This is a genomic window from Bacteroides faecis MAJ27 (genome assembly GCF_900106755.1).
Lineage (GTDB): Bacteria > Bacteroidota > Bacteroidia > Bacteroidales > Bacteroidaceae > Bacteroides > Bacteroides faecis.
The window spans coordinates 19,235-41,698 of record NZ_FNNN01000009.1; the positions used below are offsets into that span (position 1 = coordinate 19,235).

Annotated in this window: 18 protein-coding genes; 9 read left to right on the forward strand and 9 right to left on the reverse strand. The window is 44.0% G+C overall.

The genetic code is table 11. The annotated features are described in order from the left end of the window. Positions 1-43: 43 nt before the first annotated feature. Positions 44-277: a DUF2007-related protein gene (locus BLW31_RS09625; RefSeq protein ID WP_010536378.1), complete on the forward strand. Its 234-nt coding sequence runs from the start codon at positions 44-46 to the stop codon at positions 275-277. Here the strand turns inward: BLW31_RS09625 and BLW31_RS09630 are convergent. Then, entirely contained in the window at positions 246-1,397 is a 1,152-nt protein-coding gene (locus BLW31_RS09630; RefSeq protein WP_029425255.1) for a pyridoxal phosphate-dependent aminotransferase, read from the reverse strand. The genes BLW31_RS09625 and BLW31_RS09630 overlap by 32 nt on opposite strands. 105 nt (positions 1,398-1,502) lie before the next feature. On the opposite strand from BLW31_RS09630, the gene proB reads away from it, so the two are divergent. The 3 genes from proB (at position 1,503) to BLW31_RS09645 (ending at position 4,971) form a co-directional block, all read left to right on the forward strand. Further along, positions 1,503-2,585 (forward strand): glutamate 5-kinase, encoded by a 1,083-nt coding sequence (gene proB / locus BLW31_RS09635; RefSeq protein WP_010536376.1) that lies wholly within the window; start codon positions 1,503-1,505, stop codon positions 2,583-2,585. Positions 2,586-2,672: 87 nt separating this feature from the next. Further along, positions 2,673-3,926 carry a glutamate-5-semialdehyde dehydrogenase gene (locus BLW31_RS09640; RefSeq protein WP_010536375.1) on the forward strand — a complete coding sequence of 418 codons (1,254 nt, stop codon included), beginning with the start codon at positions 2,673-2,675 and terminating at the stop codon, positions 3,924-3,926. A gap of 91 nt (positions 3,927-4,017) precedes the next feature. Next, positions 4,018-4,971 (forward strand): Rossmann-fold NAD(P)-binding domain-containing protein, encoded by a 954-nt coding sequence (locus tag BLW31_RS09645; RefSeq protein WP_010536374.1) that lies wholly within the window; start codon positions 4,018-4,020, stop codon positions 4,969-4,971. Positions 4,972-5,058: 87 nt separating this feature from the next. On the opposite strand, the gene BLW31_RS09650 is transcribed toward BLW31_RS09645, so the two are convergent. From BLW31_RS09650 to rpmH, 7 genes are all read right to left on the reverse strand, one after another. Next, positions 5,059-5,451: a rhodanese-like domain-containing protein gene (locus BLW31_RS09650; RefSeq protein ID WP_010536373.1), complete on the reverse strand. Its 393-nt coding sequence runs from the start codon at positions 5,449-5,451 to the stop codon at positions 5,059-5,061. A 14-nt stretch (positions 5,452-5,465) separates the two neighbouring features. Then, positions 5,466-6,179: a NigD1/NigD2 family lipoprotein gene (locus tag BLW31_RS09655; protein WP_010536372.1), complete on the reverse strand. Its 714-nt coding sequence runs from the start codon at positions 6,177-6,179 to the stop codon at positions 5,466-5,468. After that, entirely contained in the window at positions 6,176-7,324 is a 1,149-nt protein-coding gene (locus BLW31_RS09660; protein ID WP_010536371.1) for a 1-acyl-sn-glycerol-3-phosphate acyltransferase, read from the reverse strand. Before BLW31_RS09660 ends, BLW31_RS09655 begins: the two co-directional genes overlap by 4 nt. Before the next feature lie 101 nt (positions 7,325-7,425). After that, complete coding sequence (locus BLW31_RS09665) at positions 7,426-8,400, reverse strand: D-alanine--D-alanine ligase (RefSeq protein ID WP_010536370.1); 975 nt, start codon at positions 8,398-8,400, stop codon at positions 7,426-7,428. Then, complete coding sequence (locus BLW31_RS09670) at positions 8,397-9,470, reverse strand: RluA family pseudouridine synthase (RefSeq protein ID WP_010536369.1); 1,074 nt, start codon at positions 9,468-9,470, stop codon at positions 8,397-8,399. Before BLW31_RS09670 ends, BLW31_RS09665 begins: the two co-directional genes overlap by 4 nt. A 25-nt stretch (positions 9,471-9,495) precedes the next feature. Further along, positions 9,496-10,146: a PASTA domain-containing protein gene (locus tag BLW31_RS09675; protein ID WP_010536368.1), complete on the reverse strand. Its 651-nt coding sequence runs from the start codon at positions 10,144-10,146 to the stop codon at positions 9,496-9,498. 412 nt (positions 10,147-10,558) lie between these two features. After that, positions 10,559-10,720: a 50S ribosomal protein L34 gene (rpmH, locus tag BLW31_RS09680; protein WP_005678985.1), complete on the reverse strand. Its 162-nt coding sequence runs from the start codon at positions 10,718-10,720 to the stop codon at positions 10,559-10,561. A 192-nt stretch (positions 10,721-10,912) separates the two neighbouring features. Between rpmH and efp the strand changes: the two genes are divergently transcribed. Further along, on the forward strand, positions 10,913-11,479 hold the full coding sequence (gene efp, locus BLW31_RS09685; protein ID WP_008766998.1) for an elongation factor P: 567 nt from the start codon (positions 10,913-10,915) through the stop codon (positions 11,477-11,479). Between the two features lie 103 nt (positions 11,480-11,582). Then, the gene (locus BLW31_RS09690; RefSeq protein WP_010536367.1) at positions 11,583-12,983 is read left to right on the forward strand and encodes an alkaline phosphatase; all 1,401 of its coding nucleotides are present in this window, start codon (positions 11,583-11,585) and stop codon (positions 12,981-12,983) included. Positions 12,984-13,185: 202 nt separating this feature from the next. Here BLW31_RS09690 and susR read toward each other — a convergent pair whose 3' ends face one another. After that, positions 13,186-14,784 carry a SusR family glycan utilization regulator gene (susR, locus tag BLW31_RS09695; protein ID WP_010536366.1) on the reverse strand — a complete coding sequence of 533 codons (1,599 nt, stop codon included), beginning with the start codon at positions 14,782-14,784 and terminating at the stop codon, positions 13,186-13,188. Between the two features lie 244 nt (positions 14,785-15,028). Here susR and BLW31_RS09700 point away from each other — a divergent pair, with 244 nt between their 5' ends. From BLW31_RS09700 to susC, 3 genes are all read left to right on the forward strand, one after another. Next, the gene (locus BLW31_RS09700) at positions 15,029-16,882 is read left to right on the forward strand and encodes a glycoside hydrolase family 13 protein (RefSeq protein ID WP_010536365.1); all 1,854 of its coding nucleotides are present in this window, start codon (positions 15,029-15,031) and stop codon (positions 16,880-16,882) included. 197 nt (positions 16,883-17,079) lie between these two features. Then, positions 17,080-19,296 (forward strand): glycoside hydrolase family 97 protein, encoded by a 2,217-nt coding sequence (locus tag BLW31_RS09705; protein WP_010536364.1) that lies wholly within the window; start codon positions 17,080-17,082, stop codon positions 19,294-19,296. A gap of 151 nt (positions 19,297-19,447) precedes the next feature. Then, entirely contained in the window at positions 19,448-22,462 is a 3,015-nt protein-coding gene (gene susC, locus BLW31_RS09710; protein WP_010536363.1) for a starch-utilizationTonB-dependent receptor SusC, read from the forward strand. Positions 22,463-22,464: the final 2 nt, after the last annotated feature.

The following is a 22,464-nucleotide window of genomic DNA, read 5'->3' on the forward strand; positions in this document are numbered from 1 at the left end:
TTGTTATATTTGTAAATAAACAAACCTCTAATGCCACACAATTATGAAAGAAGAAGATTATAGCAGATCCGTAGAAGTATTCTCAGGCTCTCCATGGGAAGCAGAAATCATCAAAGGATTATTGGAAAGCAATAATATCCGTTGTGTCATCAAGGATGGCATTATGGGGACATTAGCTCCTTATATTGCTCCCGCCGTATCCATTCTCGTCACTGAAGAGGAGTACGAAGCAGCTACTGAATTAATCAGAAGCCGCAACGAGAAAGATACTGACTGATGCGATCCAATCCTGTCTGGATATTCTCCAGAGAGTTCGCATAGGAGAAACGTACATATCCTTCACCTCCCGTTCCAAAATCAATACCGGGAGTAATACCGACATGCGCATTTTCGAGCACATCGAATGCGAAACGATAAGAGTCGGCAGTGAATTTGCGTGCGTCGGCAAAGATATAAAAAGCTCCCTGAGGCTCTACTTTTATTTTAAATCCCATTTCCCGAAGCCGGGTAATCATATACCGGCGACGTTCGTCATAGATGTGTTTCATCCGTTCCACATCCGTATCTGCCTGCCGTAATGCCGCTATTCCGGCTTGCTGTGCTATGCTGGACGCACAGATAAACAGGTTCTGCTGCAACTTCTGCAAAGAACGCATACAGGATTTCGGTGCGATCAGATAACCTAAACGCAGTCCTGTCATTGCGAATCGTTTGGAGAATCCATTCAAGACAAAAGCCTTATCAGTATATTCAAGAATACTATGCGCGCGCCCTTCATAGACAAGTCCATGATAAATTTCATCAGAAATAATGGGGACACCCAATGAGGCAACCTCTTTCAGAAAGCTTTCATCCAACAACATTCCCGTCGGATTCATCGGCGAATTAATAAAGATAGCCGCTGTATGCGGAGTCACACATTTACGGATCGCTTCTATATCATATTGCAGTCCGTTCTCCTCTGACAAAGGCACCAGAACAGGTTTTGCCTGGGCAGCCAGCACAAAATTGCGATAACAAGCATAACCCGGATTAGAAAGTATCACCTCACTATCCGAATTGCAAAGCAACATCAGCACCAGAAGAATAGACGGAGAAGAGCCGGAAGTGACCACGATACAGTCCGGATCAACGACCACTCCATATTCACGTTGATAAAATGCGGCTATCTCCCCGCGTAGTTCCGGATCGCCCAATGAATGGGTATAGTGTGTAAGATGTTGATCATAAGCAGCCTTGGCGGCTTCTGCCACACAAGACGGTACATCAAAGTCCGGTTCACCCACTTCCAGGTGGACAACGTCAATGCCTTGTTTTTGTAATTCATTAGCTCGTTCCAACACATCCATCACAATGAAGGAGGTCATCTGTTCTACTTGAGGATTGGTATGTTTCATTGTTTTTCTTTTATCTATCAGGCTGCAAAGATAATTCTTTTCAGCCTGTTTTTGTAACATATCGACAAAAAGCTCTATATTTGTGCTTTCAAATCGTTAGTAAAAATGGAACAGGAATTTACACGAATAGCAGTAAAAGTAGGTAGTAACGTATTGGCACGTCGCGACGGTACATTAGACGTCACACGCATGTCGGCACTCGTCGATCAGATTGCAGAGTTAGACAAATCCGGAGTAGAGATTATCCTCATATCTTCAGGAGCCGTCGCTTCAGGACGCAGTGAGATACACCCGCAGAAAAAGCTCGACAGTGTAGATCAACGTCAATTATTCTCTGCAGTAGGGCAGGCTAAACTGATAAACCGCTACTATGAACTTTTCCGCGAGCACGGGATTCCGGTAGGACAAGTACTGACTACCAAAGAAAACTTCAGTACCCGCCGCCATTATCTGAACCAGAAGAATTGCATGACAGTGATGCTGGAAAACGGAGTGATCCCTATTGTCAACGAGAATGATACGATTTCTGTCAGCGAGCTTATGTTTACAGACAATGATGAGTTGTCGGGCCTCATCGCTTCTATGATGGATGCACAAGCGCTGATCATCCTCAGCAACATAGACGGGATTTACAATGGTTCTCCTGCAGATCCGGAATCATCGGTCATTCGCGAGATTGAACATGGCAAAGACCTGTCCAGTTATATCCAGGCTTCCAAATCCAGTTTCGGTCGCGGAGGTATGCTGACAAAAACAAATATAGCCCGAAAAGTAGCAGATGAAGGCATTACAGTCATTATAGCCAATGGCAAGAGGGACAATATTCTGGTAGATCTGCTGCAACACCCGGAAGAAACGATTTGTACCCGTTTTATTCCTTCGAATGAACCAGTGTCCAGCGTAAAGAAATGGATTGCCCATAGCGAAGGTTTTGCCAAAGGCGAAATTCACATCAATGAATGTGCCACTGATATATTAAATTCGGAGAAGGCTGCAAGTATCCTCCCGATTGGAATTACACATATTGAAGGCGAATTCGAAAAAGATGAAATAGTCCGCATCATGGACTTCCAGGGAAATCAGGTCGGTGTAGGAAAGGCAAACTGTGATTCCAAACAAGCACGGGAAGCCATGGGCAAGCACGGTAAAAAGCCGGTAGTACACTATGACTACCTATACATCGAGTAGATTTATTTCATTTTTCAACGGGCTTTGTGCCCATCATTCGCTATATTTGCACTGTTCATCTTTCTATTTAACGTAAAAAAGGAGCAAATGACTACAAATTTAAACGAAACCTTCGCTGCCGTACAAGCTGCCAGTCGTGAACTGGCTTTACTGAGTGATGATATCATCAATCAGATACTGAATGCGGTAGCGGATGCTACCATTGCCGAAACAGCCTTCATTCTTTCAGAGAATGAGAAGGACCTGGCACGGATGGATCAAAGTAATCCGAAATACGACCGGTTGAAACTTACGGCAGAGAGACTGAAAGGTATCGCTGACGATACACGTAATGTAGCAACCCTTCCTTCTCCTTTAGGAAGAATCCTGAAAGAAACAACTCGTCCGAACGGAATGAAGCTGACAAAGATCAGCGTACCTTTTGGAGTCATAGGCATTATCTATGAGGCTCGCCCGAACGTTAGTTTCGACGTATTCTCCCTTTGCCTGAAGAGTGGCAATGCCTGCATCCTGAAAGGTGGAAGCGATGCAGACGATTCTAATCGTGCCATCATCAGCATTATTCATAAAGTGCTGAAGAAGTTCAACGTCAATCCGCATATAGTAGAACTACTCCCTGCCGACAGGGAAGCCACTGCCGCTTTGCTGAATGCAGTAGGATTTGTTGACCTCATCATTCCGAGAGGAAGCAGCAATCTGATAAACTTTGTACGCGAGAATGCGCGGATTCCTGTGATTGAAACAGGAGCAGGTATATGTCATACTTATTTTGACGAGTTTGGTGACACAACAAAAGGAGCCGACATTATCCATAATGCCAAAACACGTCGTGTCAGTGTCTGCAATGCGTTGGATTGTACCATTATCCACGAAAAACGCCTGACTGACCTGCCGGCACTCTGCGATAAACTGAAAGAAAGCAATGTAATCGTCTATGCAGATGCCCAGGCTTACCGGGCACTGGAGGGGTATTATCCCGCAGAATTACTGGTACCTGCCACTACAGAAAGCTTCGGAACCGAGTTCCTGGATTATAAAATGGCCGTCAAGACTGTGAAAAGCTTTGAAGACGCATTGGGACATATACAAGAAAACAGTTCAAAACACAGCGAATGTATCATCACTGAAAACAAAGAACGTGCGGCCTTGTTCACTAAGATAGTAGATGCAGCCTGTGTATACACCAATGTTTCTACCGCCTTCACAGATGGCGCCCAGTTTGGTTTAGGTGCTGAAATCGGCATCAGTACCCAAAAGCTGCATGCCCGTGGTCCGATGGGACTGGAAGAAATCACTTCCTACAAATGGGTGATTGAAGGAGACGGGCAAACCAGATGGTAAAACAAAACGGTGACCACAGGGCATAAGACATGAATCAGGGTTGATAAACCGTAAACAACAGATTGGATAATAACGATTAATGATAGATAAAATGAAGAAATTTACTTGTGTACAGGACATCGGCGATTTAAAATCAGCCCTTGCAGAAGCATTTGAAATTAAAAAGGACCGCTTCAAATATGTAGAATTGGGACGAAACAAGACATTGATGATGATCTTCTTCAACTCCAGTCTTCGTACTCGTCTTAGCACACAGAAAGCTGCTATTAATTTGGGAATGAATGTGATGGTCCTAGACATCAACCAAGGCGCCTGGAAGCTGGAAACAGAACGTGGCGTCATCATGGACGGTGACAAACCGGAGCACCTGCTGGAAGCCATTCCCGTGATGGGCTGTTATTGCGATATCATCGGAGTACGCTCCTTTGCCCGTTTCGAAGATCGTGAGTTTGACTATCAAGAGACCATCCTCAATCAGTTTATTCAATATTCCGGACGTCCGGTATTCTCTATGGAAGCAGCTACGCGGCATCCGCTGCAAAGTTTTGCCGATTTGATTACCATTGAAGAATACAAAAAGACCGCACGCCCTAAAGTCGTCATGACTTGGGCTCCGCATCCCCGTCCATTGCCACAGGCTGTTCCCAATTCTTTTGCCGAATGGATGAATGCCACTGATTACGATTTCGTGATCACCCATCCGAAAGGATATGAGTTAGCTCCGCAATTTGTAGGAAATGCCAAGGTAGAGTATGACCAGATGAAAGCTTTCGAAGGAGCAGACTTTATATATGCCAAGAACTGGGCTGCTTATGCAGGAGACAACTACGGGCAGATATTAAGCAAAGACCGCGAGTGGACAGTCAGCGACCGCCAGATGGCAGTAACCAACAATGCATTCTTTATGCACTGCCTGCCTGTCCGTAGAAATATGATTGTTACAGACGATGTGATTGAAAGTCCTCAGTCTATTGTTATTCCTGAAGCTGCCAACCGTGAAATATCGGCTACGGTAGTTTTGAAGAGATTGATTGAAGGGCTATAAAAGTACTAAAGACCGTTCTCATCATTATGAGAGAAAACACCCCCTATTACAGTGAGCTGTTTTTTTCATAATGATGAGAACGGTCTTTTAGTGTTCTATTTCTTTTCCGGCTGCCTGCCAGGCATTGAATCCTTTGCCAAGCTCTATAACCTTATACCCTTTTTCACTAAGAATCGCAGCAGCTTTCTTGCTTCGTTTACCACTACGGCAATACAGAGCTACCGGTTTGCTCTTTTGCAATAACGAATCCGCCATTGAAGCAAAAGAGTCATCCATCACATTAATATTGATCGTTCTGGCAATATGTCCTTCTGAATATTCAGCCAGTGTACGGACATCCAGACGCTGCACTTCTTCATCCTGAATGAAAGAATCGAACTCATCTACATTCACCGTTTTAAAATCTCCTTTCTGCTGACAGGAGAAAAGAGAAGAGAGAAATAAAAATAACCCCACGACTAATTGATTCATTTTAAACATATACACTACATTATTCAATTCTCATCCGGAATATATTCAAATCCCGGATTACAATACTTTTTTGACTCTACTACCGTACCACTTGTATCTGTGGTATGATATTTGAATTTTATTCTGATTGTCTGATGCGGATTCTCTTCATCCACATATTTCGTCAGAGGAACAGAGACATAGGCGCGACGATTGTAAATCTCCTCATCCCCATTTGCGTTGTGGAACAGAGACAAAGTAACGACTTTCTCATCCCCCTCTGACTCAACGCTCTCTTCGACCATCCCAAAAACATGCTGTTTACCACTATTGATATCAATCTTCACATTCAAGATCATATTCAAATAGTCACGTCCCATCCAGATACTGGTCACGTCAACCGGATCGTACTTCAGTCCTCCCTCAAAAGCCGGATCGGTAGCTTCTTTAGGCTCCGGGGCCACTACCGACTGCAAAGAGTAAATGACAGCAGTAGCATCATCCGAATTTACTTCATAGTTACTTATCACACGTCTGGCTGTGTTCGGAGAAATGCTTGAACCGGTACGGTCCTTCGAAACAGTCAGCAACTTTCCCTTATCAGGAAGCAGACTCTTTATCAGTCCATCCGCTCCAGCTTTCACTGTAACAAACTCCAACTTCACAGGAGGATAATAGTAATCTTCATCATCCCCGCAGGCAGTCATCAGGAAAAGCATTCCCAAAAGCCAGACTGTATGTAACTTTACTTTATTCATTGGCAAGCAGCTAAATAGTTTACCAGTGGATTGGCATACATTAATAACAATTTTCCGCGCAAAAAGTCTTCATCTTTATTCGGAATCTTTATTTTGCCCAGTTGTTGCTCAATATAGGTAACGAATCGTTGTTTCTCCTCGGATGTGTAATGGTCAGCAAACTCAGATGTGTTATTCAGCCAGTCATAGGCAACGTAGTTGCCCGAATAAATCCGGTAGTTACCATGAATCCTCCGGTCAATACAAGCAGATATGCCGGAAAACAGCTCCTGTTTCGGCAACGAACGGTCTAACTGCTCCAACTTGTCGTTGATACAGGGAGCTGTCTGAAAATGAACTTTCCCTTTATATCCGAAAAGACCGGTCTGCATACTGATCAAATCGTCCTGAGTCGTTTTCTTGTATCCTTCTATATCTCTTTTCAACTGAAACTCCTGTGCCTTCAGAAAATCACAGGGATCATATTCATATGAAATGGCAAGAGGCGCAATATTCATCTCCATCAAACGATCGATTAAATCGCCTTCGCCACCCATGGCCAGCATCTTCAGCACACTGTCCTGTGTACGGTCATTCGAATCTTTGGCACGTCCTTCGCGCTGGGCAATCCAGATAGACTGTTTCTTCTCATTAATGGTATAATGCATATAACGGGACATCCTTGCCGAAGATTCAAGCATCTGCCGCATGGTCAGCGCCCGCTGCACGATAAAAGATTTATTGACACGTACCAACTTCTTGATCCATGGATAAACCAGCAGATTGTCTCCAATCGCTATCTCTACCGTATCCATCCCCTGATCAATCAGCAAGATGGAAAGGAAGCCCGAATCCAATATAATATCCCGATGATTGGAGACATACGTATAAGCTTTGCTTTTATCCGGTAAAGCCGTATGATCCAGAGTCAGCCCATCCGTATGGTCCGCAGCTATTTTCCACAAAATACCATAACAGAATGTTTCCTGAAAATCCAGTTTGCTTTTGCAAGCGCGTATCTTCTGCGCCAAAAGTTCAAAAGGGACATTCGGTATTGCATCAGTTGCTGCTTTTTGGAAAGCAGGGTCAGCAATCAGTTCCTCAAAGATTTGAGGAAGTTCCTCATCATTGTAAGGACGAATCTCATCAAACTCTGTAGTAGCCATAAGCTATGAATTTTATAAATAAGTATCAGGTATTAAGTATAAAGTATTAGGCTGCGCTGTAAACCACCCGGAATTAATACTTATTACCTAATACTTAATACTTAAAATTTATTTTCTATTATATCAGTCATCACATCCTTTATATCCAGACCGGCAGCACGCACTTGCTGGGGAATAAAGCTTGTAGCGGTCATCCCCGGAGTCGTGTTCACTTCCAGCAGATTGATCTTCTCGCCGGCAGTCACAATATAGTCCACACGGATGATACCGGAGCAGCCCAATATATCATAAATAGCCGAAGTCAGCATTTGCACACGATTCGTCAATTCGTCCGAAATGCGTGCGGGAGTGATCTCGTCTACCTGACCATTATATTTTGCATCATAATCAAAGAACTCATTATGCGTCACTACTTCCGTAGGCGGGAAGATCACCGTCTTGTCTTTGGTTTTATAGCAACCGCAGGTTAGCTCCGTCCCTTCCATAAATGCTTCAACAAGCACTTCCTGCGCTTCTTCAAATGCCTTAACAATGGCCGGTTGTATTTCTTCTTTCGTCTTAACCTTTGTTACACCAAAACTCGAACCTCCCAGGCTCGGCTTGATAAAACAAGGCAAACCGATCTTTTCCATTACATCTTCATCGGAAACCGATTGTCCCTGACGCAGCAGCAATGATTCCGCAATACGTACACCAAAGGCTTTCAGATATTGGTTGCAGGTAAACTTATCATAGGTGATCGCTGCAGCCAGCACCCCGCAACAGGAATACGGAATGTGCATCATATCAAAGTATCCCTGAAGACGACCGTCTTCACCCGGAGTACCGTGAATGGTGATATAGGCAAAGTCAAACTTAATCTTTTCCGCACCCAGCATAAAGCTGAAGTCATTGCGGTCTACCGGTGTTTTTGTACCATCCGGCAGCTGGACTTCCCAGCGGGTTCCCTGCATCTCAACAATATACAATGTATACTTTTCCTTATCTATGAAGGAATATATTCCCTGTGCACTACGCAGGGATACATGAAATTCGGAGGTATCACCTCCGGCTACGATAGCAATTGTGCGTTTCATTCTATTTCTCTGTTACTTATATAGCCTCGCCACTTCTCGATAAGCTGGGTCATGTCATCCGGAAGTTCGGAAGTAAAGTACATCTCTTCGCCTGTGACGGGATGTACGAACCCCAATGTCATAGCATGCAGAGCCTGCCGGGGACAAGTGTCAAAGCAATTATTTACAAATTGTTTGTATTTACTAAAGTGGGTACCTTTCAGTATTTCGTCACCGCCATAGCGTGCGTCGTTGAAAAGTACATGCCCGATGTGTTTCATGTGAACACGAATCTGATGAGTACGCCCTGTTTCGAGTATACATTCTACCAGTGTGACGTATCCCAGCCGTTCCAACACCCGATAATGAGTCACCGCGTGTTTGCCCATTGCCGGGTCGGTCATGACTGCCATCTGCATCCGGTCTTTCGGATTGCGGGCGATGCTGCCTACGATTGTACCTTCATCCTGTTCCACATTTCCCCAGACAAGGGCACGATATTTGCGTTTGGTCGTCTTATTGAAGAATTGTATTCCAAGATGAGTCTTGGCGTCGGGTGTCTTGGCGATTACCAGCAGCCCGGAAGTATCTTTATCTATGCGGTGGACAAGCCCGACATGAGGGTCATTGGCATCATATTCGGGAATATCTTTCATGTGCCATGCCAGTGCATTCACAAGCGTACCGTGATAGTTTCCATGCCCCGGATGTACTACCAGTCCCGCAGGCTTGTTCACTACCATTACATACTGATCTTCGTAAACGATATTAAGGGGAATATTTTCGGGAATAATCTCGTTCTCGTAACGGGGGCGGTCCATCATGACGGTAATGACATCGAGCGGCTTTACTTTATAGCTGCTCTTCACCGGCTTACCGTTGGCCATGACAAATCCATCTTCGGCAGCCTTCTGAATACGGTTGCGCGAAGCATTAACAATACGTTCGAACAGATATTTGTCGACTCTGACCATTGCCTGTCCTTTGTCTACGACCACCCGGAAATGTTCGTAAAGCTGAGATTCATCACCGACAGGTTCTATGTCATCCAAATCATTTTCCAGTTCATCCGGAAGTTCTTCCTCGATCATGTGAGTCTGTTTCGTTATTTATCAATTAAAACCAGCTGTCATCCTGACTTGAAGGGGATTCTGATGCAGCAGGTTCCTCTGTTCCTTCAACATTTTCTATAGAGTCGCTTTCCAACGGTTCATTTTCTCCGTTTCCTACCATCAGAGTCAATGCAGCTCCCAAAGGTACCTTATCTCCCGCTTCTAATGAACGTCCCTGATATTTGATACCGTACACCCAGTCCTTCTCACCGTTCATCAGCTGAATCTCAGTCAGTTTGAATCCGGCAGCAAGCACTTTCGCCTGTGCCTGACGCAGGGAACTGTTGTCCGCTACATCGGGAATAGCACGCAAGGGGATGCTCAGTGTATTTATAGTCAGATAAATGGTACGGCCTTCTTTTACTTTTTGTCCGGCTCCCGGATTGACATCGAGCACAATGCCCGCTGCCTTATTCTTCACATAATTGGAATCGGAAACGACACATACCAACCCATGATTGCGGAACATTTTAGAAGCTTCTTCCACTGTCATCCCTTTTACATCGGGAACGACCACAGCTTCACCGTGACGGGTATAAACATCCAGCCATTTCATCACGCCAAACACGATCAGCACCACTGCCACAATCATGACAACGATATTCACCCAAAAATATTTATTTGTTTTAAAAGAAAAGAATTCTTTGATTGTCATACGCTTTGCTGTTAATCCGCGCCAAAGATACTACAAATTAGTTGAATTTCGGAATAGTGAGCAATGAAAATGTCCCTGCATAAATGCAAGGACACCTATCATCACCACAATTGCTGCAACTATATTCCCCACTCTTATAGATTTCAACAACCTTATATCTTAAGATGCGGCTTCCGGATTCTCTGAACACAACCGTCCGTCACATATATTCCGTCTATGATCTGTGACAAAGAAAGCTAAAAAGTGACAAAGGGAATTCCATTAAACATTATTTAATACACTATTTAACTACTGCACCGGGAATCCTGTATTTTTTGCCATAAAAAGGAAGTTATGACCAACTTTAATGGAAACGAGAGCAAACAAAAAAGGCGGAGTTTTGAACTCCGCCTTTTTTGTTTCTGAGTGATGATTACCACTTCTGTCCGTTGTACTCATCAGAAACAGTCAGTTTCTTTCTGCCTTTCGCACGGCGAGCAGCTAATACTCTACGACCATTAGCCGATGCCATTCTCTCACGGAAACCGTGTTTGTTTTTTCTCTTTCTGTTAGAGGGTTGAAATGTTCTTTTCATTACTGTATCTTGTTTTTATGTTATTATTCTACGTAATCGGGCTGCAAAAATAGAGACTTTTTTTAAATTAACCAAGCGATAACTCATTTTTGCTCAAAAGTTTTTGTGTTTTTTACCGATTTAGATTACTTTTGCACTCGAATTACGAAGAAAACAATTAAATAACAATAATATAATAAGAAAAACAGCAGTATGATTAATGCTCAAGACATCAAAAACGGAACTTGTATCCGTATGGACGGAAAGCTCTATTTCTGTATAGAATTCCTGCATGTGAAACCGGGTAAAGGTAACACTTTTATGCGTACTAAACTGAAAGATGTAGTTAGCGGTTACGTTCTCGAACGCCGTTTCAACATCGGTGAAAAGCTGGAAGATGTACGTGTAGAACGTCGTCCGTACCAGTTCCTGTATAAAGAAGGAGAAGACTATATCTTCATGAATCAGGAAACTTTTGACCAACACCCTATTGCTCACGACCTGATCAACGGTGTAGATTTCCTGCTCGAAGGTGCAGTGCTGGACGTTGTTTCTGACGCTTCTACCGAAACTGTACTTTATGCAGACATGCCGATCAAGGTTCAGATGAAGGTTACTTATACAGAACCGGGTATGAAAGGTGATACAGCTACCAACACACTGAAACCTGCAACAGTAGAATCAGGTGCGACGGTACGTGTTCCTTTGTTCATCAGCGAAGGCGAAACAATTGAAATCGACACTCGTGACGGTTCTTACGTAGGACGTGTGAAAGCATAAATGTCATACAAATGACACAAAGAAACGGTGGATTTGCTTCGGCACTTCCACCGTTTTTTATTACCTTTGTCCATCACTAACCCTAATATTAAGATACAAAAGAATGAAAAAGTTAATTTACACACTACTTTTTGTCCTCATATCCGTTGCAGCCAACGGTCAGGCAAAGTATGTATTCTATTTCATCGGCGATGGAATGGGAGTCAACCAGGTAAACGGTACGGAAATGTATCAGGCAGAACGACAGAACGGACGTATCGGCGTTGAACCTTTGCTGTTCACTCAATTCCCCGTAGCTACCATGGCAACCACTTTCTCTGCCACCAACTCTGTAACTGACTCTGCAGCCGCAGGTACTGCACTGGCAACCGGCAAGAAGACCTACAACAGCGCCATCTCCGTAGGAGAAGACAAGAACCCGATTGAAACTGTAGCCGAAAAAGCGAAGAAGGCCGGAAAGAAAGTAGGCGTCACTACTTCCGTCAGCGTAGACCATGCCACTCCCGCCGCTTTCTATGCTCATCAGGCAGACCGTAATATGAATTATGAAATCGCCATTGACCTGACCAAAGCAAACTTTGACTTTTATGCAGGCGGTGGTTTCCTGAAACCTGACAAGACGCACGACAGGAAAGACGCTCCCAACATCTTCCCTATTTTCGAAGAAGCAGGCTACACCGTAGCACGTGGCTACAACGATTATAAAGCAAAAAGCAAGGATGCCGGCAAAATGATCCTGATACAGGAAGAAGGCAAAGACCCTTCTTGCCTGCCTTACGCTATCGACCGTAAAAGCGATGATCTGACTCTCGCTCAAATCACAGAAAGTGCTATCGACTTCCTGACCAAAGGCAAGAACAAAGGTTTCTTCCTGATGGTAGAAGGTGGAAAGATAGACTGGGCCTGCCATGCCAATGACGCCGCTACTGTATTCAACGAAGTGAAGGATATGGATGACGCCATCAAAGTAGCTTATGAGTTTTACAAGAAACATCCGAAGGAAACTTTGATCGTTGTTACCGCCGACCACGAAACCGGTGGTATCGTACTGGGTACAGGCAGATATGAGTTGAACCTGAAAGCGCTGCAATATCAGAAACATTCCGCTGACGGATTATCCAAGCAAATCAGTGAGCTGAGAAAATCGAAAGGAAATAAGGTGACTTGGGAAGACATGAAAGAATTCCTGGGCAACGAAATGGGCTTCTGGAAACAATTCCCTATTTCTTGGGAACAGGAAAAGAAACTGCGTGACGAGTTTGAACAATCCTTTGTCAGAAATAAAGTGGTATTTGCCGAAAGCATGTACTCCAAGAGCGAACCAATGGCAGCACGCGCTAAAGAAGTAATGGATCAGATATCGATGGTAGGCTGGGTAAGCGGCGGTCACTCTGCCGGTTATGTACCGGTATTTGCTATCGGTGCCGGTTCTCAACTGTTCGGTGAAAAGATTGACAATACCGAAATCCCTAAAAGAATCGCAAAGGCGGCAGGATATAAATAAGAATATCTGCCTTTCCTAATAAAGAGTGCCAATTGTCTTACGGCTGACATCCGTAGATAATTGGCACTCTCTGCATTGTACACACAGTGCCACGCCTTTGGCACAGTTATGCCACCGTGCTGGCACAACTGTGCCAATGCGATGGCACGGTTGTGCCAAAGGCGTGGCACAACACAGCGCTAAGCTTCTTATGAAAAAGGAGCTATAGGTTCATTACATCTTGTTCAAACTGGTCTTTATCTCCGACAGCTTTATTGCGCATTCTACTCCGGTAATTATAGATTGTTGCCAGAGAATAGCCCAGAAAATGAGCAATCTTGTTGCTGTCTACCACTCCCAGACGAATAAGGGCAAAAATCCGAAGTTCCGTTGTCAACAGTTCATCCGATTTAGGATAGACTCTTGCCTCTTCTACCAGCAGATTATTGAAAGAAGTGATAAAGTTGGGGAATAATTTAAGGAAAGACTTATCAAATTCATTATAAAATTCATTGCGTTCATCCCGGATGAACTGTTCGGACTTGATTGCTTTAAACAGGTCGTCTATGCGTGATGACATGGCAAGCTTAGCCAAGGAGCGACGATATGTTTCCAGCTTATCGAGATAATTAACACATCTGTCCAGATAGCGGGCTATATATACTTCCTTTATTTTTCCGGTCTGCTCCAACTCCTTGTTTACCACAGACATTTGTTTGTTGGCCAAACTCAGATTCCGTCGCATCACAGATATCTTTTTCATCCAACGATACAGATAGAAGATAGCAATCAGAAGAAACAGGGACAGCAGACTCACACTAATCAACATGGCACGGGACACGGCACGTTCTTTTTCTTCTTTCAGTTTATAAGCCTTGTCGATAATCGGGAAGAACTCCGTTACTTCAATGAATCGCAGACGGGCATTACACGCCACGGCATCTTCCATCGAACAACTTAAATATTTGTAAGCACGGTCAATATCCCCCAATTCGTACATCAAATGTGCGAGTTTCTGTAATGAGGCATACTCCCTGACAGAAGACTCCAGATCGGCAATAGCTGTCAGTATCAGATAGTAGACTTCTTTCTCAACATCTTTTTTCACGCTATATGCCTCAGAAAGAGTATAATAGATATATACTTTCTGACGCTCGTCTTCCATATCCTTCAGTGCATCGTTCAACATGCCGACAGCCGTATCAGCCTTTCCATTCATGATGCATCTTTCCGCTAAAACAATCGTTTTGTTTGCTTCCGGAGGCATGGCGGCAATAATGGAATCTCTGTACAAGTCGGTCTTTTTCAGGTATTTTTCTTTTTCATTTTTATTCGTTGTATAATCGGCAAGCCATCCGTAACAGGCACGATACGTCTGATAATAAGACAACAAGGTCCATTCATTCAATTCTTTAGGATTGATCTTCGCCAATTGTTCCATAGCTTCAATGTACATTCCCATCACACCCATCGCCGTAGCACGGTTAATGATAATCTCATTTTCCAGCTCCGGACGGTTCAGTTGTGGCAGTATCTCCATTTCACGGTTAATGTAATGAAGCGCCGAATCCGCCTGATAATGCAGGTAAGCACCAAAGAGGGACGCATACAACTCATATTTCCGCACAGGATCGGTAGAATGGGCAAGCTGTACTTTCAAATCGGTTATTTCTTTTTCCCTCTGAATTTGATAAGTCTCCTTCTTACTTATAATATCATCCAGCTTTTTGAGAACTGCCTTATTCAGGTCCGTATGCTTTGCAAACAGAGAAAGAGGAGAAACTAAAAGCAGAAACAAAAGATAACAGGTTAGATTTCTCATAAGGTACTTTTTTAAAGATGATACAAATATAATGATTATAGTAATAAAAACGAAAAATATCGTCATAACTATTTTCATTTTCACTTGTATTTTTCGATAGTGCAAAGAATCATAAGCAGCTTATTATCAACAATATATTCTAAACGAGCATTTATATTTTTATTCTAGCTACAGTACGGCATACCCGATTCCCCTACATTTGCATCATCGGTTCTCCCGAACAAATTTTAAAAATCTAGTTACCATGAAAAGGAATTTATTATTCACTATCTTACTATTATTATTACCCGGTTTTCATCAGGTATTTGCGGCAAACGCTATAAAGAAAGTAGCTCCTGCCTTTTGGTGGGCAGGCATGAAAAATCCCGAATTACAAATACTATTATATGGTGATCGCATATCATCCGCAGACGTCAGTCTTTCTTCCGGTGACATTACGCTGCAAGAAGTGGTGAAGCAGGAAAATCCGAATTATCTGGTTTTATATTTAGACCTTTCAAAGGCTGTCCCACAAAACTTTGACATCATCCTGACACAAGGCAAGAAGCAGACTAAAATCCCCTACGAGCTTAAACAGCGCAGACCGGATGCTTCGGCAGTTGAAGGTTTCGATTCGAGTGATGTACTTTATCTCATCATGCCGGACCGTTTTGCCAATGGTGATTCTTCCAACGACGTCATTCCCGGAATGCTGGAAGGAAATGTCGATCGCAACGAGCCTTTCGCACGCCACGGAGGCGATTTAAAAGGAATAGAAAATCATCTGGACTACATAGCAGACCTTGGCGTCACCAGCATATGGCTCAACCCGATTCAGGAGAATGACATGAAAGAAGGTTCTTATCATGGGTATGCCATTACCGATTATTATCAGGTAGACCGCCGTTTCGGCAGCAACGAAGAGTTCCGTAACCTTACCCAGGCAGCCAATGCCAAGGGGTTGAAAGTGGTGATGGACATGATCTTCAACCATTGCGGTTCAGACAATTACCTGTTCAAGGATATGCCTTCCAAAGACTGGTTCAACTTCGAGGGCAACTACGTGCAGACCAGCTTTAAGACTGCCACTCAAATGGACCCGTATACCTCCGATTACGAAAAGAAAATAGCCATCGACGGTTGGTTCACTCTGACCATGCCTGACTTCAACCAGCGCAACCGCCATGTTGCTACTTACTTGATACAAAGCAGTATCTGGTGGATAGAATACGCAGGTATCAACGGTATCCGTCAGGATACGCATCCTTATGCTGATTTTGATATGATGGCACGCTGGTGCAAAGCAATCAACGAAGAATATCCTAAATTCAACATTGTAGGTGAAACGTGGCTGGGCAGCAACGTACTTATCTCTTACTGGCAAAAAGACAGCAAACTCGCTTATCCGAAGAACAGCAACCTCCCTACTGTGATGGATTTCCCGCTCATGGAAGAGATGAACAAGGCTTTCGACGAAGAGACTACCGAATGGAACGGAGGACTTTTCAGACTCTACGAATATCTGTCACAAGACATTGTTTTCAGTCACCCGATGAACCTGCTGACGTTCCTCGATAATCACGATACTTCCCGCTTCTACCGTTCGGAAGCAGACACAAAAAATCTCGACCGATACAAACAGGCCCTGACATTCTTACTGACAACCCGTGGAATACCGCAGATATATTACGGAACTGAAATCCTGATGGCAGCTGATAAAGCAAACGGAGACGGACTGCTCCGCTGTGACTTCCCCGGAGGCTGGCAGAATGACACAAAGAACTGCTTTGATGCAGCCAACCGCACTCCACGACAGAATGAAGCTTTCTCCTTTATGCAAAAGCTGCTCCAATGGAGAAAAGGAAATGAAGTGATCGCCAAAGGACAACTGAAACATTTCGCCCCGAATAAGGGTATCTATGTTTACGAACGTAAATACGGTAATCAGTCAGTCGTTGTCTTCCTGAATGGTACCGACCGGGAACAGACCATTGACCTGACTCCCTATCAGGAAGTACTTCCTGCTCCATCTGCTTTCGATTTATTGACAGATAAAAAAGTTGAATTAAGAAATGAATTAACACTCCCAAGTCGCGGAATATACCTTTTATCCTTTTAAACAAGTTCACTTCGACTTATATTTATCAGGAAACAAAAAGAAGATAAACATCTGTAAAACAAAATATTATCATTAATACCAACTTGTATTTTTATTCTAGATAGCCCAAAGTCCCGGGATGGTTGCTATATTTGCAATATCCGGAACAAACCGGAGTAAAAATATTAGTTAGCTTATAATTTAATACCATAAATAGAATGAAAAAGAGAAAGATTTTATCGCTCATCGCATTCCTTTGCATCTCATTCATTGCGAATGCACAACAGAAATTAACCTCACCGGACAACAATCTGGTAATGACCTTCCAAGTGGACGCAAAAGGTGCTCCAACGTATGAACTGACATATAAAAACAAGGTGGTGATCAAGCCCAGCACCCTCGGACTGGAATTGAAGAAAGAGGATAATACCAGAACCGACTTCGACTGGGTAGACCGCAGAGACCTGACCAAACTTGATTCTAAGACCAACCTATATAACGGTTTCGAAATAAAGGACGCCAAGACGACTACCTTCGATGAAACCTGGCAACCGGTGTGGGGAGAAGAAAAAGAAATCCGCAATCACTATAACGAACTGGCAGTCAACCTGTATCAACCCATGAATGACCGTTCCATCGTTATCCGTTTCCGTCTGTTCAACGACGGCCTGGGATTCCGTTATGAATTTCCCCAGCAAAAGGCACTGAATTACTTTGTTATCAAGGAAGAACATTCTCAGTTTGCCATGAACGGTGACCACATCGCTTACTGGATACCGGGTGACTATGATACACAGGAGTATGACTATACCATTTCCCGCTTATCGGAAATCAGAGGCTTGATGAAAGAAGCAATCACCCCGAACTCTTCTCAGACTCCTTTCTCACAGACAGGTGTACAAACCGCATTGATGATGAAAACGGATGATGGCTTATACATTAATCTTCACGAAGCCGCCTTGGTTGATTACTCATGTATGCACCTCAACCTGGACGACAAGAATATGATATTCGAATCATGGTTGACACCGGATGCCAAAGGGGACAAAGGATATATGCAAACTCCCTGCAACACTCCCTGGCGTACAATTATCGTAAGCGATGACGCCCGCAACATTCTGGCTTCCCGTATCACGCTCAACCTGAATGAGCCCTGCAAGATAGCGGATGCCGCTTCTTGGGTGAAACCGGTGAAATATATCGGTGTATGGTGGGACATGATTACCGGAAAAGGTTCATGGGCTTACACCGACGAACTGACCAGCGTAAAACTAGGTGAAACAGATTACTCCAAAACAAAACCGAACGGCAAACATTCTGCCAACACCGCTAACGTGAAACGTTATATCGACTTTGCCGCAGCCCACGGATTCGATGCTGTACTGGTAGAAGGCTGGAACGAAGGCTGGGAAGACTGGTTTGGCAACAGCAAAGACTATGTATTTGATTTCGTCACTCCTTATCCCGATTTCGATGTGAAGGAAATCCATCGCTATGCAGCCGGCAAAGGGGTCAAAATGATGATGCACCATGAGACTTCCGCTTCTGTACGCAACTACGAACGCCACATGGACAAAGCTTATCAATTTATGGCAGACAATGGATACAACTCTGTAAAGAGCGGATACGTAGGCAACATCATTCCTCGCGGAGAACATCACTACGGACAATGGATGAACAATCACTACTTGTATGCAGTAAAAAAAGCCGCTGACTACAAGATCATGGTGAATGCACACGAAGCAACCCGCCCAACCGGTATTTGCCGTACGTACCCTAACCTGATCGGCAACGAATCCGCCCGCGGAACAGAGTATGAATCATTCGGAGGCAATAAAGTATATCACACAACGATTCTGCCTTTCACACGTCTGGTCGGTGGTCCGATGGACTACACTCCCGGTATCTTCGAAACTCATTGCAACAAGATGAATCCGGCAAATAATTCTCAGGTCCGTTCTACCATTGCACGCCAGCTCGCATTATATGTCACGATGTACAGTCCTTTGCAGATGGCTGCCGACATTCCGGAGAACTACGAACGCTTCATGGATGCTTTCCAATTCATCAAAGATGTTGCCCTTGACTGGGACGAAACAAACTATCTGGAAGCAGAACCGGGAGAATATATCACAATTGCCCGCAAGGCAAAAGGCACGGACGACTGGTACATAGGCTGCACAGCGGGTGAAAACGGCCATACCTCCAAGCTTGCATTCGACTTCCTGACTCCGGGCAAACAATATGTCGCTACGGTTTATGCTGACGCCAAAGATGCCGACTGGAAAGAAAACCCACAGGCTTACACCATCAAGAAAGGTATTCTGACCAACAAGAGCAAATTGAATTTGCACGCAGTCAACGGAGGCGGATACGCAATCAGCATTAAAGAAGTAAAAGACAAATCTGAAGCAAAAGGTTTGAAGAGATTATAAAGAGAAAGAGATTGAAAGACAGAGAAATTACAATTCGATAGAACAGAGTGTTTTCAAACGCTAGGTATTAAGACGAAGAAAAGGTTTTCAATAGGTATTTTTTAAGAGAGAATGATAAGAGAATTTACAAATTAACTTTAAATACAGAAACATGAAAAAAGGAAACTTTATGTTAAAGGTCCTGCTTATGCTAATAGCTGGAATATTCTTGTCCGTTGGCGCATTTGCTCAGCAAATAACCGTCAAAGGAATGGTAAAAGACGCAACGGGCGAACCGGTTATCGGCGCCAATGTTGTGGTGAAAGGCACTACCACCGGAACAATTACCGATTTTGATGGCAACTTCCAGTTGTCTGCCAGGCAAGGCGACATAATTGTTGTTTCATTCATCGGATACCAACAGAAGGAACTTCCTGCTGCTGCGCAAATGAATGTAATACTGAAAGATGATACGGAAATACTGGACGAAGTAGTAGTAATCGGCTATGGTCAGGTGAAAAAGAACGATATGACCGGTTCGGTGATGGCTATCAAGCCCGATGAACTGAGCAAAGGTATTACCACAAACGCGCAGGATATGTTATCCGGAAAGATTGCCGGCGTCAGCGTTATATCAAATGACGGTACACCGGGAGGTGGAGCACAAATCCGAATTCGTGGCGGTTCCTCTTTGAATGCAAGTAACGACCCGTTGATTGTCATTGACGGTCTGGCTATTGATAACGAAGGTATCAAAGGTATGGCAAACGGATTGTCTATGGTCAATCCTGCTGATATTGAAACCCTTACAGTACTGAAAGACGCCTCCGCAACTGCTATCTACGGTTCGCGTGCATCCAATGGTGTGATCATTATCACTACTAAGAAAGGAAAGAACGGACAGGCTCCGAGTATAAACTATAATGGTTCCGTATCCTTCTCCAAGACTCAAAAACGGTATGATGTGTTGAGTGGAGATGAATATCGTGCTTATGCCACTCAATTGTGGGGTGATAAACTGCCGGCTGAACTGGGTACCGCCAATACGGACTGGCAGGACCAGATATTCCGCACTGCTGTCAGCACAGATCATCATGTTTCTATCAACGGAGGATTCAAGAACCTGCCTTATCGTGTGTCTTTAGGCTATACAAATGACAATGGTATTGTGAAAACATCCAATTTCCAGCGCTTTACCGCTTCTGTGAATCTGGCTCCTTCATTCTTCGACGATCACTTGAAGTTCAACATCAATGCCAAATACATGAATGGTAAGAACCGCTACGCCGACACAGGCGCCGCTATCGGCGGAGCATTGGCTATCGACCCTACCCGTCCGGTTTATTCTACCGACGATCCTTACCAGTTTACAGGCGGCTACTGGCAGAATATAAATTCTACCTCAGGCTTCAGCGACCCGAACTGGAAATATACATCCAATCCGAATTCTCCCCAGAATCCGCTGGCTGCACTGGAGCTTAAAAATGACAAGGCAAACAGTAACGACTTTGTTGGAAATGTGGATGTTGACTATAAATTCCATTTCCTGCCCGACCTCCGTCTGCATGCAAGCATAGGTGGAGAATATGCAGAAGGTACACAAACGACGACTGTTTCTCCATACTCGTTCGGAAATAACTATTATGGTTGGAATGGTGATGTCACCCAATATAAATACAACCTTTCTTATAATATATATGTACAGTATATCAAGTCTTTAGGTGCAAACGACTTTGACGTCATGGTCGGCGGTGAAGAACAACACTTCCATCGCAACGGATTTGAAGAAGGTCAGGGCTGGGACCCCTATACTCAGGAAGCTCATGACGCAAAACTGCGCGAACAAACAGCGTATGCCACCAGAAACACTCTGGTCTCCTACTTCGGTCGTCTGAATTACTCCCTGCTGAACCGTTACTTGTTTACCTTTACTATGCGTTGGGACGGCTCGTCACGTTTCTCTAAAGACAATCGCTGGGGTACATTCCCGTCATTGGCACTGGGATGGAAGATAAAAGAGGAAAACTTCCTGAAAGATGTAAATGTCCTGTCCGACCTGAAACTGCGTCTGGGCTGGGGTATTACCGGACAACAAAACATAGGAGATGATTTCGCATACCTTCCCCTGTATGTAGTCAATAACGAATATGCCCAGTATCCTTTTGGCGATACTTACTATTCCACTTCCCGCCCGAAGGCTTTCAATGAGAATCTGAAATGGGAAAAGACTACTACCTGGAATGCCGGTCTGGACTTCGGATTCCTGAATGGAAGAATTACAGGTGGTATTGATGGCTATTTCCGTAAGACGGATGATCTGCTGAACAGCGTAAAGATTCCCGTCGGTACTAACTTCAACGCCCAGATGACACAGAATATCGGCTCTTTGGAAAACTACGGTATGGAGTTTTCCATCAATGCTAAACCGATTGTGACGAAAGACTTCACTTGGGACTTGAGCTATAACATCACATGGAACCACAACGAAATCACGAAGTTGACGGGTGGTGATGACAGCGATTATTACGTAGAAGCCGGTGACAAGATTTCCAGAGGCAACAACACCAAGGTACAGGCAAACAAAGTAGGCTATGCAGCCAATTCTTTCTATGTTTACCAGCAGGTGTATGACGAGAACGGCAAACCTATTGAAAACATGTTTGTCGACCGTAACGGAAATGGTACCATAGACAGCGGAGATAAATATATCTACAAGAAACCGGCAGGCGATGTATTGATGGGACTGACTTCCAAAATGCAATACAAGAACTTTGATTTCAGTTTCTCACTGCGTGCCAGTCTGAACAACTATGTATACTATGACTTCCTGAGCAACAAAGCCAATGTCAGCACTTCGGGACTGTACTCGAATAATGCATATAGCAATACGAGTGCCGAAGCTGTCGCACTGGGTTTCAGCGGACAAGGAGATTACTACATGAGCGATTATTTTATACACAACGCATCATTCTTACGTTGTGATAACATCACACTGGGCTATTCTTTCCAGAATCTGTGGAAAGGTCAGACATACAAAGGTATTGGCGGACGTGTATATGCAACAGTACAAAATCCGTTTATTATCAGTAAATACAAAGGCCTTGACCCGGAAGTCAAAAGTGGTATCGACGCCAATCCATACCCCAGAGCCATGACTTTCTTACTAGGTTTGAGTCTGCAATTCTAAAT